At 60.1% G+C, this 14,304-nt stretch carries 10 protein-coding genes; 5 read left to right on the top strand and 5 right to left on the bottom strand.

The genetic code is table 11. The features are described 5' to 3' along the window. The first annotated feature begins 23 nt into the window (after nucleotides 1-23). From bcsA to ACP7BS_RS17735, 5 genes are read left to right on the top strand one after another with little or no spacing between them, the layout of a single operon-like run. Entirely contained in the window at nucleotides 24-2,210 is a 2,187-nt protein-coding gene (bcsA, locus tag ACP7BS_RS17755; protein ID WP_426239164.1) for a UDP-forming cellulose synthase catalytic subunit, read from the top strand. After that, nucleotides 2,207-4,558 (top strand): cellulose biosynthesis cyclic di-GMP-binding regulatory protein BcsB, encoded by a 2,352-nt coding sequence (locus ACP7BS_RS17750; protein ID WP_426239163.1) that lies wholly within the window; start codon nucleotides 2,207-2,209, stop codon nucleotides 4,556-4,558. The genes bcsA and ACP7BS_RS17750 overlap by 4 nt, the downstream gene beginning before the upstream one ends. Then, nucleotides 4,555-5,607: a glycosyl hydrolase family 8 gene (locus tag ACP7BS_RS17745; protein ID WP_426239162.1), complete on the top strand. Its 1,053-nt coding sequence runs from the start codon at nucleotides 4,555-4,557 to the stop codon at nucleotides 5,605-5,607. The genes ACP7BS_RS17750 and ACP7BS_RS17745 overlap by 4 nt, the downstream gene beginning before the upstream one ends. Then, entirely contained in the window at nucleotides 5,604-7,769 is a 2,166-nt protein-coding gene (locus ACP7BS_RS17740; RefSeq protein ID WP_426239161.1) for a cellulose synthase, read from the top strand. The genes ACP7BS_RS17745 and ACP7BS_RS17740 overlap by 4 nt, the downstream gene beginning before the upstream one ends. Nucleotides 7,770-7,828: 59 nt before the next feature. Continuing rightward, on the top strand, nucleotides 7,829-8,380 hold the full coding sequence (locus tag ACP7BS_RS17735; RefSeq protein ID WP_426239160.1) for a glutathione peroxidase: 552 nt from the start codon (nucleotides 7,829-7,831) through the stop codon (nucleotides 8,378-8,380). A 73-nt stretch (nucleotides 8,381-8,453) separates the two neighbouring features. Here ACP7BS_RS17735 and ACP7BS_RS17730 read toward each other — a convergent pair whose 3' ends face one another. The 5 genes from ACP7BS_RS17730 to ACP7BS_RS17710 all read right to left on the bottom strand — a co-directional run bounded on the left by ACP7BS_RS17730 (nucleotide 8,454) and on the right by ACP7BS_RS17710 (nucleotide 14,286). Further along, on the bottom strand, nucleotides 8,454-10,172 hold the full coding sequence (locus ACP7BS_RS17730; protein ID WP_426239159.1) for a dihydroxyacetone kinase family protein: 1,719 nt from the start codon (nucleotides 10,170-10,172) through the stop codon (nucleotides 8,454-8,456). Further along, nucleotides 10,169-11,122: a sugar phosphate isomerase/epimerase family protein gene (locus ACP7BS_RS17725; RefSeq protein ID WP_426239158.1), complete on the bottom strand. Its 954-nt coding sequence runs from the start codon at nucleotides 11,120-11,122 to the stop codon at nucleotides 10,169-10,171. Before ACP7BS_RS17725 ends, ACP7BS_RS17730 begins: the two co-directional genes overlap by 4 nt. Before the next feature lie 39 nt (nucleotides 11,123-11,161). Next, a complete protein-coding gene (locus tag ACP7BS_RS17720) occupies nucleotides 11,162-12,700 on the bottom strand; it encodes a tripartite tricarboxylate transporter permease (RefSeq protein WP_426239157.1) in 1,539 nt (512 codons plus the stop codon). 33 nt (nucleotides 12,701-12,733) lie between these two features. Next, a complete protein-coding gene (locus ACP7BS_RS17715) occupies nucleotides 12,734-13,234 on the bottom strand; it encodes a tripartite tricarboxylate transporter TctB family protein (RefSeq protein ID WP_426239156.1) in 501 nt (166 codons plus the stop codon). Nucleotides 13,235-13,296: 62 nt separating this feature from the next. Next, nucleotides 13,297-14,286 carry a Bug family tripartite tricarboxylate transporter substrate binding protein gene (locus ACP7BS_RS17710; RefSeq protein ID WP_426239155.1) on the bottom strand — a complete coding sequence of 330 codons (990 nt, stop codon included), beginning with the start codon at nucleotides 14,284-14,286 and terminating at the stop codon, nucleotides 13,297-13,299. Between the last annotated feature and the right edge of the window lie 18 nt (nucleotides 14,287-14,304).

Raw genomic sequence — 14,304 nt, 5'->3', positions numbered from 1 at the left:
TGGCCTCCTGAAGGGCACCAACCATGCGCAAGGCGAGTATCATTCTTTTCTGGGCGATTGCCTCCCTTTGCGTCATTGCGCTGGTCACCCTGCCGATCAACCTTCAGACCCAGCTGATCGCCAGCATCGCCGTCGTCACGTTCATGGCTGTCCTGAAGATTCTTAGGGCGGAAGGAACCTGGCGTCTCACGGCGCTTGCCTTCGGTACGGCAATCGTGATGCGCTACGTCTACTGGCGCACCACCAGCACGCTCCCGCCGGTCAATCAGTTGGAAAACTTCATTCCCGGTTTCCTGCTCTATCTCGCTGAAATGTACAGCGTGATGATGCTAGCGCTCAGCCTGTTTGTCGTCTCCATGCCGCTGCCGTCGCGCCCGTCTCGGGCAGCCTCCGGGGGAAAATATCCGAGCGTCGATGTCTACGTACCGACCTATAATGAGGACACGCATCTCCTTGCCAATACGCTGGCCGCAGCAAAAGCTCTGGACTACCCCGCTGACAAGCTGACGGTCTGGCTGCTCGACGATGGCGGTACTCTGCAAAAGCGAACCTCGGCAAACCTGCTCGAAAGCCAGATGGCAAAATCCCGGCATCAGGAATTGCAGACACTCTGTACCGATCTTGACGTCAAATATCTGACGCGCGACCGCAACGAGCATGCCAAGGCCGGCAATCTCAACAATGGAATGGAGCACTCCCAGGGCGAACTGATCGCCGTGTTCGATGCCGACCATGCGCCAGCGCGCGATTTTCTGCGGGAGACCGTCGGCTATTTCGAAGACGACCCGAAACTGTTCCTTGTTCAGACACCGCATTTCTTTCTCAATCCCGATCCGGTCGAGCGCAATCTGCGGACCTTCGAAAAGATGCCGAGCGAGAACGAGATGTTCTACGGCATCATCCAGCGCGGCCTCGACAAATGGAATGCCTCGTTCTTCTGTGGCTCGGCTGCGGTGTTGCGCCGTCAGGCGCTCGACCAGACCGGCGGCTTCAGCGGCGTCAGCATCACGGAAGATTGCGAAACAGCGATCGATCTTCATGCCAGCGGCTGGAACAGCGTCTATGTCGACCGGCCGCTGATCGCCGGACTGCAGCCAGCGACCTTTGCCAGCTTCATCGGTCAACGCAGTCGCTGGGCGCAGGGCATGATGCAGATCCTGCGGTTCAAATTCCCGCCACTTAAGCGCGGCCTGTCGATCCCGCAGCGTCTTTGCTACATGTCGTCGACCTTGTTCTGGCTGTTTCCGTTTCCACGCACGATCTTCCTGTTCGCGCCGCTCTGTTATCTGTTCTTCGATCTCGAAATCTTCACCGCATCCGGCGGCGAGTTCCTGGGCTACACGCTCGCCTACATGCTCGTGAACCTGATGATGCAGAACTATCTGTACGGTTCATTCCGCTGGCCATGGATCTCCGAGCTGTATGAATATGTTCAGACGGTTCATCTTCTGCCGGCCGTTGTCTCGGCGATCGTCAACCCGAGAAAACCGAGCTTCAAGGTGACAGCAAAGGACGAATCCGTACTGGTTAGCCGCTTGTCTGAAATCAGCAGACCGTTTTTCATCATCTTCGCCGTTCTGCTGCTCGCCTTGTTGGTGACCGTCTATCGTGTCTATACCGAACCTTACAAGGCGGATGTCACACTGGTGGTCGGCGGCTGGAACCTGCTCAACCTCATCCTGGCGGGATGCGCACTCGGCGTCGTTTCGGAGCGCGGGGAATTATCGGCAACGCGCCGCGTCAAGGTCACGCGCCAGTGCGAATTCGGCCTCGGCGAGCAATGGTATCCGGCAACGATCGACGACGTTTCCGTCTATGGCGCCCGCATCAACGTCTACGCAAAGACTATCGGCTCCCCCGCGGTCGATACGCGCGGCTTGATCCGTTTCACGCCGCATGGGCGCGAGACCGCAGAAATCCTTCCCGTCGCCGTCCGCAACACGCAGGTCGCCGGCGATATCGTCACGATGGGTTGCCAATACCTGCCGGAAGCGGCGCGCGATCACAGTCTCGTCGCCGATCTGATTTTTGCAAATTCGCAGCAATGGACCGAATTCCAATTGTCGCGTCGCGGCAATCCTGGGCTTTTCCGGGGCACGGTCTGGTTCTTCGGGCTGGCTTTCTATCAGACGAGCCGTGGACTCGCCTATTTCTTCAGCAATCGCGGGGCAGGCGGCAAGCCCCGGGTTTCTGCGGGAGCGAAAAAATGACGAAGTCCGTGGTTCTCGCTCTCACACTTCTTGCGTTGCCGGCCGGTCCACTCCACGCCCAGACGATTCCCTTCGACATGACGCCGGAGCGCCCGGCATCGGAAAGCCCCGTGGTGACGACACCGCCGGGAGATCAGGGGAAAAATCAACCCGGAGCCCAGCCGGTGACAGTCGCGCCCGTTGCCGAAGCGGTCGAACCCGTGCCCTTCCAGCGGTATGTTCTTCCGGAAGGCAGTCTTGGGCTGACGGGGGAATTTGAAGATCGGCTGTGGTCTGTCTATCTTACGCCTCAGCAGGCGGCCGCTGGAACAAAGCTCCATCTCGGCTATCAGAATTCGATTTTCGTTGCCCCGGAAACCTCCCGCCTGACCGTCGAAGTGAACAACACCAAGATCGCCGAGGAGGCCATCCGATCACCGGAATCCGTTTCCGATCTCAGCCTCAATCTTCCGAAGGACCTGCTGAAGCCGGGATCAAACCTGATCCGCCTGCGCTCGGACCAGCGACATCGCACCGACTGCTCCGTTCAATCGACCTACGAGCTCTGGTCGAACATTGATCCGGAGAAAACCTATCTCAGCTTTGCAGGCAGCGATCCACTAACGATGCAGAGCCTTGATGACATCAGGGCCATCGGCGTCGATGAAGGCGGATTTACCCGTTTCAATTTTGTCGTTCCGGCGCTGGAACAGCCAGGCTCCACCGTCCCATTGATGCGCCTTGCACAGGGCCTGGCGGTTCTCGCCGACATGCCGAACCAGTCCTTCTCTTTTGAAACGAACAAACTGACGCCATCCGGACCCGGAGAAATGACCGTCCTCGTCGGCACGCCCGCCGAATTGTCGCCGCTGTTTCCATCCTTGCCTGATGGCGCCGCTTCCGCACCGGTTGCCGGTTTCGTCCAGGATGCAAAAACAGGATTGCCGGTTCTGGTGATCACCGGTCCAACATGGCAGGCGATCCGCAGTGCCATCGAAAGCATTGTCGCGCCAACCGATGTCGCCGTGCCGGTTCGCCGCGACGTGATTGCCACGCAGCGCTGGCGCGCTCCCGATGCGCCGTTCTTGTTCGCCGATAGCCGTCTTCCTTTTTCGCAGCTTGGCCTGAAGACCGAGGAATTCACCGGCAGGCGTTTCCGCACGGATTTCACCATCGGTATCCCGGCAGACTTTTACGCCGCCGCTTACGGCGAAGCCGTGATCCTGCTGGATGCAGCCTATACGGCCGCTGTCCTGCCGGGCAGCCATATCGATATCTACGTCAATGACAGCATCGCCTCCACCGTTCCGATCACCTCGTCGGGCGGCGGGCTCCTTCGTCATCTGCCGATCAACGTAACGATGCGCCACTTTCGTCCGGGCGTGAATACCATCGCGATCGAAGCCATTCTGGAAACCGATAGCGACAAGGTCTGCGCGCCGGGAGCAACCGGCACTGATGCCCCACGCTTTGCGCTCTTCGATACATCCGAATTTCACATGCCGGATTTTGCCCGTGTAGGCCAGCTGCCCAATCTAGCAGCGACAGCGGGAACCGGAGCGCCTTACAACAGGAGCGTTGTTCCCGTTCCGCTGTTCATGGATCGCATCGATACCAATACTCTTTCGGCGGCGGCAACATTCCTTGGGCGGCTTGCCGCCGGCGCTGGACATCCGCTTGCTGTGGAGACCGTCGCGTCCCCGGCATTGATCGGCAACAGAAGCGCAATCTTTATCGGATCCCTATCCCAGATGCCGCTGGCGGTCTTCACCCAGATGAATATTTCGGAGGCGAGCCGCAATACGTGGGGGCCGAATACAGGCGCCCAGGCCCAGGGCGTCGATACGCAGGCCGCCTACGACGAATGGCGCGACAAATTGAAGGGTGGTCTGTTCAGCGGCCAGATCAGCGCCTTGGAGGGATGGCTGAAGCAGAATTTTGACATCACGCTGACATCCCTGAGGTTTGCGCCCAGATCCGAAAGCAGCTTTATGCCATCGAACGAAGCATCCTTGCTTATGGCGCAGGCATCCAGCCCCGACGGGACGGGGACGTGGACTGTCGTGGCTGCACCGACTGGTAAAGATCTTCGCGACAGCATGCTGTCGATGAGCGGGCAGTCGAATTGGTCACAGCTTTCCGGACGCATTTCGACCTATGAAGGCGGCACCAAGACTGTGCAGACCGTACCGGTAAATAGCTTCCAGTTCATGCCGACGCAGCCCGGATCCTTTTTTAACTACAGGCTCATCGCCGCCAATTGGTTGTCGACCAACATCCTGTCCTATGCTGTGCTGCTAGGGGTACTCGGCCTCATTCTGGGTTTGGCAACCGCATCGATGCTGAGCAATCTTGGACGGCGTCAATGAGAGGAAAACTGCTGGCGGCCTTTCTTGCGGGACTTTTCAGCTTCTGTCTGACGACCACCGCGGCGACCGCTCAGCAACCCATGATCGCAGCCGAAGCCTGGCAGGCCTACAAGGCGAAGTTTCTCGATCCCGGTGGCCGTATCATCGACGATGCCAATGGCAATATCAGCCATAGCGAAGGGCAGGGCTATGGGTTGCTGCTATCGGTCCTTGCTGGCAGTCCTGCAGATTTTGAACTGATCTGGTCCTTCACCCGCACCGAACTGCTGTTGCGGAGCGACGGCCTGGCGGCGTGGAAATGGAACCCCGCCACCAAACCGCATGTCACCGACATCAACAATGCGACTGATGGTGATATTCTGATTGCCTACGCACTGGGTCTGGCCGGGAAACAATGGAACCGGCCGGACTACATCAAAAACGGCGCCGGCATCGCGCGTGCCATCCTCGAAAAAACCGTCATTCAAATTTCGGGGCGGACCCTGCTCTTACCGGCCGCCACGGGCTTTTCCGCTAAAGACCGCGATGATGGCCCGATCATCAATCCCTCCTATTGGGTTTTCGAAGCCTTTCCGGTGCTCGATCAGTTGGCACCGTCCCCGGTTTGGGCCAAGCTGCGTGACGATGGCATTGCACTTCTCGGTGAACTTCGCTTTGGCCCGAAACAACTCCCTACGGATTGGGTTTCGTTAAAATCACCATCAGCACCCGCAACTGGGTTCCCCGCCGAGTTTGGCTATAATGCCCTGCGCATCCCCCTCTATCTCGTACGCGGGAACGTAAGGGATCGCGATCTGTTGACACGATTGATGCGGGGAGCATCCGGTGCAAATGGAGTATACGCAACTATAGATATAGTATCCGGCTTACCGAAGGACAACCTCTCCGATCCGGGTTATCGAATAATTAACCATATTCTGGCCTGTGTGGTGGACAAGACGACGGTGCCCGACGATTTGAAGCAATTCGTGCCGACCCGCTATTATCCTTCGACGCTCCACTTGCTGGGGCTATCTTTTATCGCTGCTCAGCAGCCGGAGTGCTCATGAAGTCTACCTTCATCGCATTGTCAGCAGCGGTCATCGCTATCGGCGTCGTCGGGATGAACAAGCCCGATTATATCAAGCATGCGATGCAGTCTCTTTCGCTGACGGATGCAGAAGAACCTGTTGTGCGATCCTCCCGCGTGGCTGAGCAATCGGATACCGGCATCGCTGGCGCAAAAACGCCGGTGTTCCGGGAAATCAAGCGCTCTGCCCGGCCGGTACTCGACACGGTGGTGACTGCCGCAACGACGGCGACTGTCGATGAGAGCGCATTGCGTTATTTTGCCAGCCGTGGCGACACGGCAAGACTGCAGGCAGAAATATCCCGTTTGAAAGCACTCTATCCGGATTGGGTGCCGCCAAAGGATCCTCTGGCCGTTCCTCAAAACGAGGACAAGCAACTGGAGGCGATGTGGGAGCTATATGCGCAAGCCCGCTACGCTGAAGTCCGCAAAGCTATTGCCGAACGCCAGGCGGCGGAACCTGCGTGGAAGCCGCCGGCGGATCTGCTCGACCGGTTGATCGTTGCCGAAGCACGCACGCGGCTGATCAACGCCTCGGATCTGAAACAATATGAGACCGTCGTGCGGATCGGATCGGAAACGCCGAGCCTGCTGACCTGCAGCGAAGTCGATGTTCTGTGGCGCGTGGCTGAGGCCTTTTTCCGCACCGACAAGGCACAGCGCGCGACAGACGCCTATTCCTATATCCTGAACAATTGCGACAATGCCGCCGAGCGTCTCGCCACGGTTCAAAAGGCCACCGCACTTCTTCCCGCCAAAAACGTCGAGGACCTTCTCGCCAAGGAAAAGACTTCGGCAGACGGCAGGATGGAATTCGACAGCATCCGCGACGATCTCGCTCGCCGGTTTCTCGCCGAAGCCAATGCGGACGGAAAGCTCGTCGTCCCGCCGCAATATCTGGCGCGCGTGGAGCAACTTGCCGAAACGGGCGGCCTTGCCTCCGATGCCCTGTTGCTGGGCTGGTACTACCTGCCGCGTGGCGACATGGAGGCGGCGGAAAAATGGTTCCGCAAGGCGCGGGACAAGGAAGATACAGCGTCAGCGTCGCAGGGCCTGGCACTTACATTGATCGACCGCAACGACCAGCTTGCAGCCGAAGACACCATGTATCGCTGGCGCGACGATTCCAAGGAGGCAAAGGCTGTCTATCTGGCGGCCACAGCCAACCTGCTGGCACTGGAGCCACCGGTTGCCATCTCCGGCGATGTCTTGAAACGGATCGCCGCCGAGGTAATAAAATCCCGCGACGCGTCCACTGCCCAGCAATTCGGCTGGTATGCCCGCGCGTTGAACCAGCCGCAAACGGCCTTGCAATGGTTCCGGACCGCACTCAGCTGGAAGCTCGACGACGAGCCGTCCGCCTACGGACTGGCCGTCACCTATCTGCAACTCGACGACCTGAAAGGCTTGGCCGAGATCCAGCGCCTCTGGGCTGGCCGGTCGGAGCGCATTGCTAAAGTCGGCGAAGTTGAAAAGCCAGAAACGGCAAAGAGGCCGTTGCCTATTGCCAACGAAACAGTCGTCATCAGCAGTCAGGAGCGCGCGACTGCGGTGCCGCAAGATGCGCAACACGTTCCGGCGGAGCCAGCCGCAGTGACACGGCCACGCAGAACCGTTGCGGTGGACCGGGGCTGCAAGTCCACGGTCAATCCGCAGACCCTTGCACCGGAAGCCGCCTTGACCCGCGGCTGGTGTCTGATGGAGCGGAACAGGCCGATGGAAGCGGCCGCAGCCTTCGAGGTCGGTATGCTCGGCTCGTCTGCAAAAACCCGCGAGGACGCAGCCTATGGCCAAAGTCTCGCCTATCTGCGCGCCGGTCTGTCAGGCAAGGCCGCCGTCTCTGCAGTCAAAGCGCCGCAGAACCGCCAACGCGCTTTCGAGCTGCAGCAGGCCATCCTCGCCGACAAGGCCGTAGCGGCTTTCGACGCCGGCCGTTCTCGCGAAGCGCTCCTGGTTCTTGATCAGCTGAAGCAGATCGCACCCGAAAGGACAGACCTCCTCTCGCTCCGCGGTTATGCCTATCTGAAGCTGAAACGCTACGCCGATGCGCGGCGGGTATTTGAGGCGCTGGCCGCCATAGGCAATCGCGACGGCCAGCGTGGACTTGGTATTCTCTACCAGATATTCAACGATAAGAATTGACCGGGACGCAAGGCTCCCCCCGGCTTTCCGGTATCGCCATCAGGGAGCGGAGTGGCAACGTGACATCTTCCCCTTTGGATATTCCTGTCAAGTCTGCGGACGGGCGTCAGACGACGCTTGCCGAGTTTCGCGGACGCGTGATGCTGGTCGTCAATGTGGCGTCGAAATGCGGCTTGACTGTACAGTATGAAGGCCTCGAAAAGCTCTATAAAGCCAAGCGTGATGCAGGCCTTGTCGTGCTTGCCTTTCCGGCCAATGATTTCATGGGGCAGGAACCCGGGACCGAAGCCGAGATCGTCGAATTCTGCACCAGCACCTATGATGTGCAGTTTCCCATCTTTTCGAAAATCTCGGTCAAGGGGGCGGCCGCTCACCCGCTCTATCGCAGCCTGACGGCGACTGCACCCGACTCGATCGGCGAAGGCCCCATGCGCGACCGGCTGAAGGGCTACGGCGTTGAGCCGGAAAATAAAGCCGATATATTGTGGAATTTCGAAAAATTCCTGATCGGCCGTGACGGCAAGGTCGCTGCCCGCTTTTCACCGGATGTCACGGCTGAGGACGGACGCCTTGTTTCCGCTATCGACAAAGAACTGGCACAGCGAAACTGAAACAGAAGGGCTTTGAACGGCAACGACCGGCCATGCGTTCAATCATGGCCGGTCGAACTCGCTATGGTGCGGTTTACTTCGCAGCAGACTTGAAAATGTAGTCCGCCGCAACCCGCGCGACGAGCGCCAGGGATACGGCTCCGGCATCGGGATGGCCGATGCTTTTTTCAGCCAGCGGCCGGGCGCGGCCAAGTTTCGGGGTCAGAGCCGAGGTTGCATCGGCTGCGGATTTTGCAGCGACTGCCGCAAGTGACCAGGCCTCCGGCAGCGATTTGCCTGAAGCAGCTTCTCGCTCCAGCGCCTCGACAAATGGGATCAGCGCATCGACCAGCGTCTTGTCGCCAAGCCGCGCGCGGCCAAGCCGGGTGACACCATCGAGTGCAAGCCGGGCGCCTGTGACGGCAGCATCTTTCTCGATCGCATCACTATCGCTCAATGCGTTGCTCCATGAACGCAGCAGCAGGCCCCAGATTGCTCCCGATGTTCCGCCAGCGCGGTCAGCCCAGGCATCACCGGCAACGGCCAGAACACTTGCGGCGCCCGCCCCCGCAGCGACGGCAGCATTGGCGGCGGCGAGTGCCGCAGCCGAGCCGCGGCGCATGCCCTGGCCATGATCGCCATCGCCCGCATGGGCATCGATCCGTCCAAGTTCCTCTTCCGCATCCTTCAATGCCGCAGCGATGCCCGAGAGCAGGCCAGCCACGCATTTACCGGCTTCCTGCGATGCTTCGGAGGCGGGGGCAAACACCATCTTTCCTTCGAGGTCTTCCAGCGCATCGGTTGCCGGTTCCGTCGAAAACGTCGCGCCACGGCGCAGGACCGGCGTATCGCAGGCTGCCGACCACAGCGGTTCCAGTTCTTCGTCGAGCCAGAGAAGCGTCAGCGAGCATCCCTGCATATCGAGGCTGGTGACGAATTCGCCGGCTTCCGGTGCGACGACGTCCAGCCCGGCATCCTTCAGCAGCGTCGAGACCGTCGTCCAGAGCACGAACAGCTCTTCATATTTCGTCGCGCCCAGACCGTTGAGGACAGCACCGACCCTCGTCGTCCCGGCCGGACGCTCGGCCAGCAACTTTTCCGTCAGCAGTCTGGCAAGGTCACTGGCGGGAACGATCGCCTCTTCCTTGATGCCCGGCTCACCGTGGATACCGAGACCCAGTGCCATCTGGCCATGCGGAACCGTGAACAACGGGCCGTTGGCACCCGGCAGCGTGCAGCCCTTGAAGGCGACGCCAAAGGACACAGTACGATCATTGGCATGGCGCGTCACACGCTCGACGTCATCGAGGTTCATTCCGGCTTCGGCTGCAGCGCCGGCAATTTTGAAGACGACGAGATCGCCAGCGATACCACGGCGCTTTTCGGCCGCATCGGCTGGCGCACTCGCCACATCGTCGGTCACTGGCACGATGCGGACATCGATACCTTCGGCCCGCAGGCGCTCTGCCGCAACGCCGAAATTCAGCACGTCACCGGCATAATTGCCGAAACCAAGCAGGATGCCGCCGCCCTGATCGGCATGGCGGCAAACGCGTGCCACGGCAGCAGTCGAAGGGGAGGCGAACACGTCGCCCGCAACCGCCGCATCGGCAAGGCCCGGGCCGACGTAACCGGCAAACGCCGGATAGTGGCCGGAGCCACCACCGATCACCACCGATACCTTACCATTCGGCACTTTGGTCGCGCGCACAACGCCGCCCTTCACGTGCCGGACATAGCGGCTGTAGATCGCGGCGAAGCCTGCAAGAGCGGTCGTTGCGAAATCCTCTGGCTCATCGAAAATGGTGGTCATGACGTCTGTCCTTGGTCGCGAGGCAGGATGCGCCTCAGGTAATCGCGATTCGCTGCGCTGACGGAAAGCCCGTCGCCGCCATAATGTTCACAAAGGAAGGGGCTCGAAAAGCCATGTGCCAACGCCATGCGAAGGGCGGCGCGATAATTGATGATACCGGACTCCAGTGGCGCCGGGTGGGTGACGGTGACGCCGGACGCCGGATCCTCAGTGCGGGTGTAGTTTTTCACATGCCAGTATTTCGCATGGGGAGCGACCTTGGCCATCATCTCCTGCCAGTGCTCGACCGGCCGGTGCAGGCGGATGAGATTGCCGAGATCGGCATTGATGCCGACATTGGCAAGGCCGATATCCTCGACGAGGCGGACCGAGCTTTCCGCCGTGCCGAGATAGGTGTCCTCGTACATTTCCAGCGCCAACTCGATACCAAGCTCTTCGGCATGGCGGCCCAGTTCGCGGATGCGCGTCACAGCCTTATTCCAGGTCGCTGCATCGTCCGGGTTCTTCGCGCCATCGACGGTCCAGAACCACAGCGCATTCTTCTGCGCATCGGTCAGTGCCTCGAACAGGCCGAAGGATACCGAACCGGCGCCGATCGCCTTGGCGGTATCGATGACCCGGTGACCGTAGGCGAGATAGTCGTCGCCAAACTCCGGGTCAATGACGCTGCGGCGCGCCGTCGAGATCGCCGGCATCGTCAGGCCCAGCGATTGCGTCAACGCCACGAAGGCATTGAGCCGTGCGGGCGACAGGTCGGCAAGCCGTATCCAGCTGTCGGTCGGGTCGAGGTCGGTGAACCCGGCATCCACGACATCTGCGAGCGTCTCGGCCCATTCCTCGACGGACTGATCCTGAACGGAGCGTCCGTCGGGCAGGGTGTTCGGATACTGGATCATCGCGGCTGCGATCGGCCAGGTATCTCTATTCCATCGGCGCGGTTCAGCGGTCATGGTTCCATCCTTGAAATTTCCGGGACATGCGCGGGCCGGTCAGTCCGCCGGTTTTCCATCATTGGCCGATGCCGGCGTTTCCGTCTTGGCACCACGGACAAGACCAATCAGCCAGAACACCAGCGGCGAGAGAAGCAGTGCCAGGCCCAATGCCATCAGGCCGGAAACAAGGCTGTTCGACCAGAAGATCGAGAACTCACCATTGGACATCAGCATCGATTGGCGGAAGGCATCCTCCGCCTTGTCGCCGAGCACCATGGCCAGAACAAGCGGTGCCAGCGGATAGTCGAGCTTCTTGAAGATGTAGCCAAGCAGGCCGAAGGCGATGACCAGCCAGATATCCATCACCGAATTCGCCACCTGATAGGCGCCGGAGAAGATGACGGCGACGATGATCGGGCCGATGATGGCGAACGGCACGCGCAGGATCGACGCGTAGAGCGGCACGGTGGCAAGCACCAGTATGACGGCGACGATATTGCCGAGATACATCGAGGCGATCAGGCCCCAGACGAAATCCGGCCGGTCGGTGAACAGTGTCGGACCGGGCGTCAGGCCCCAGATCATCAGTCCGCCCATCATGACGGCGGCGGTTGCCGAGCCGGGCACGCCGAGCGCCAGCATCGGCAGCAGCGCCGAGGTACCAGCCGAATGGTCGGCCGTTTCAGGTGCTACGATACCGCGCGGGTCACCCTTGCCGAACATCGACTTGTCCCGGGCCGAGCGGCGGGCAACGCCGTAGCTCATGAAGGACGCAGCCGTCGGGCCAGCGGGCGTGATGCCCATCCAGATACCGATGATAGTCGAGCGCAGAATGGTGAACCAATAGCGCGGCATTTCCCTCAGCGTACCGCCGATTTCGGAGAGCTTGACGCGGGCCTTGATACCTTCGAACCGCAGGCCTTCTTCGGTGGTCAACAGCAGCTCGCCTATCCCGAACAGACCCATGACGGCGATCAGGAAGGAAACGCCCTTGATCAGTTCTGGAATATCGAAGGTGAGGCGGAGGTTGCCGGAGATCGTGTCCATGCCGACCGATGCCAGCGCGAAGCCAAGCATCATCGAGACCAGCGTTTTGAACGGCGATTGTGCACCCATCGAGATGAAGCTGGCAAAGGCGAGGAAATAGACCGCGAAATATTCCGGCGACGAGAAGCGCAGCGCGAAATTGGCAACCCAGCCGGAAAGCAGCGTGATCATCACGACGCCGGCGAGCGCGCCGATACCGGCGGACACGAAAGCAAGCGTCAGCGCCCGGCTCGCCTGGCCGGATTTCGCCATCGGGTAGCCATCGAATGTCGTGGCGACAGACGAAGGCTCTCCCGGGATATTGAACAGGATGGATGTCGTCGATCCGCCGAACAGCGCACCCCAGTACATGCAGGACAACAGGATGATCGCCGAAATCGGATCCATCGAGAATGTCAGCGGCAAAAGCAGCGACACGCCGTTGGGAGCCCCCAACCCGGGAAGCACGCCGACCAGGATGCCGAGTGTCACGCCGAGCATCATCAGCAGGATATGGTTGAAGCTCAGGATATGGCCGAAGCCGTCGATCAGCAGACCGATATTTTCCATGTCTTTCCTCCTAAAGACAACAAGGCGGCGGGATCAATAGATCCCGAGCCACGCCTCGACCGGACCTTTCAGGAGCGGAACCTTGAAGCCGATTTCGAAGATGACGAAGAAGAGAACCGAGACCGCGATGCCCGAAGGCAGACCGATCCACCATTTGTAGCGGCCCTGGAATGTCATGGCACCGGCGATATAGAGCGCCGTTCCGACATAGAGACCGAGAAAGGTGGAGACTGTGGCAAAGGCCACAAGCGGCAGCAGGAACGACAAAACGACCTTGAAGCGCGAAGCCTCGAAGAAGATTTCACCGCTACCGCGATGCTTGATCAGGGCGCCTACAAGATTGGCGGCGCTGCCCAGCATGATCAGAAGACCGATATAGAAGGGGAAGTAGCCTGCATCCGGACCCATGTCGGTCCAGCCCGTTCCCGCCTCGACCGATCCGTAGCAGACGGCAGCCCCGAAGGCACCGGTCAACAGGGCGACGCCGGTTTCCATCGCGAAACGGGACAATCCCTTGGCGCTGTTCTCGCTCATCGTTCAAACCTTTCCGGTGGGTGCGGACGCTGTCGAAGCGTCCGCAGGGAACCTTAATGGGTTCAGTTGGCCAGCCAGCCTTCGCGCTTCAGCACTTGCGTCACCGAAGCCTCGTTGGTCTTGATGAAATCGGCAAGCTGCGTGCCGCTCATGTAATCGGCCGACTGCGAGGTATCAGCGAGATACTTGGCCCATTCCGGCGTCTCCGACACCTTCTTCAGCACGCTGGCGTAGAAATCAACAACGTCCTGTTCGACGCCAGCCGGCAGCCAGACGGTGCGCGGCATGGAATAGTTGTCGATCGCGATGCCGCTATCCTTGCAGGTCGGGATATCGCCCCAGCCCTGTTCACCGGCAACCTTGCCTTCGCTCTTCAGTTTTTCCGACTTGAAGACGCAGACCGGCTTGACCATGCCTGCCTGCCACTGGCCGAGGTTTTCGCTCGGGTTGTTGACGTTGGCGGCAATGTGCTCACCGGCCAGCTGAACGGCTGCTTCGCCACCGCTCTTGAACGGAATGTAGCCAAGCTTGGTACCCGCCGCATCGTTGATCATCGAGGTCAGGATCTGATCGACATCCTTGGACTGGCTGCCGCCAACCTTGTAATTGCCGGATTCCTTTGCCTTGGCGACGAAATCGGCGGCCGTCTTGATGTCTGCCTTGCCGTTGACCCAGAGCACGAACTCGTCGGCTGCAAGCGCTGCGACCGGCGTCAGGTCTTCCGACTTGTAGGGAACCTTGGCGCGGACCGGCAGCAGATAGGCATTGTTGGTGCCGAAGGCGAGCTTGTAGGCATCACCCTTGTAACCAGCCGCATAGACGAAGCCTTCCGCACCGCCGGCGCTGCCCTTGTTGGTGACGACGACAGGCGCCTTCATCAGCTCATACTTGGCAATGATCGACTGGATGGTGCGCGCGAAGATGTCCGTGCCGCCGCCGGGACCAGCCGTGACGACGAACTCGACCGGACGGTTCGGCTCGAAAGCCATTGCCGGGGCTGCAACGCCGAATGCGGCAACCATGATGCACGCGATTGAGACTGATGTTTTCATAAAAAACTCCTCCGTTGA

It is taken from the genome of Pararhizobium sp. DWP1-1-3 (genome assembly GCF_049896125.1).
Taxonomy (GTDB): domain Bacteria; phylum Pseudomonadota; class Alphaproteobacteria; order Rhizobiales; family Rhizobiaceae; genus Pararhizobium.
The sequence above is the reverse complement of the archived record's forward strand: the minus strand, read 5'-3'. Positions and strand labels throughout refer to the sequence as shown.

Bases quoted from the DNA above. Each gene is read 5' to 3' on its own strand.
- ACP7BS_RS17745 (WP_426239162.1), top strand. From the start codon at position 4,555: ATGAGAGGAAAACTGCTGGCGGCCTTTCTTGCGGGACTTTTCAGCTTC.
- ACP7BS_RS17730 (WP_426239159.1), bottom strand. From the start codon at position 10,172: ATGACCACCATTTTCGATGAGCCAGAGGATTTCGCAACGACCGCTCTT.
- ACP7BS_RS17740 (WP_426239161.1), top strand. From the start codon at position 5,604: ATGAAGTCTACCTTCATCGCATTGTCAGCAGCGGTCATCGCTATCGGC.
- ACP7BS_RS17710 (WP_426239155.1), bottom strand. From the start codon at position 14,286: ATGAAAACATCAGTCTCAATCGCGTGCATCATGGTTGCCGCATTCGGC.
- ACP7BS_RS17725 (WP_426239158.1), bottom strand. From the start codon at position 11,122: ATGACCGCTGAACCGCGCCGATGGAATAGAGATACCTGGCCGATCGCA.
- bcsA (WP_426239164.1), top strand. From the start codon at position 24: ATGCGCAAGGCGAGTATCATTCTTTTCTGGGCGATTGCCTCCCTTTGC.
- ACP7BS_RS17720 (WP_426239157.1), bottom strand. From the start codon at position 12,700: ATGGAAAATATCGGTCTGCTGATCGACGGCTTCGGCCATATCCTGAGC.
- ACP7BS_RS17750 (WP_426239163.1), top strand. From the start codon at position 2,207: ATGACGAAGTCCGTGGTTCTCGCTCTCACACTTCTTGCGTTGCCGGCC.
- ACP7BS_RS17715 (WP_426239156.1), bottom strand. From the start codon at position 13,234: ATGAGCGAGAACAGCGCCAAGGGATTGTCCCGTTTCGCGATGGAAACC.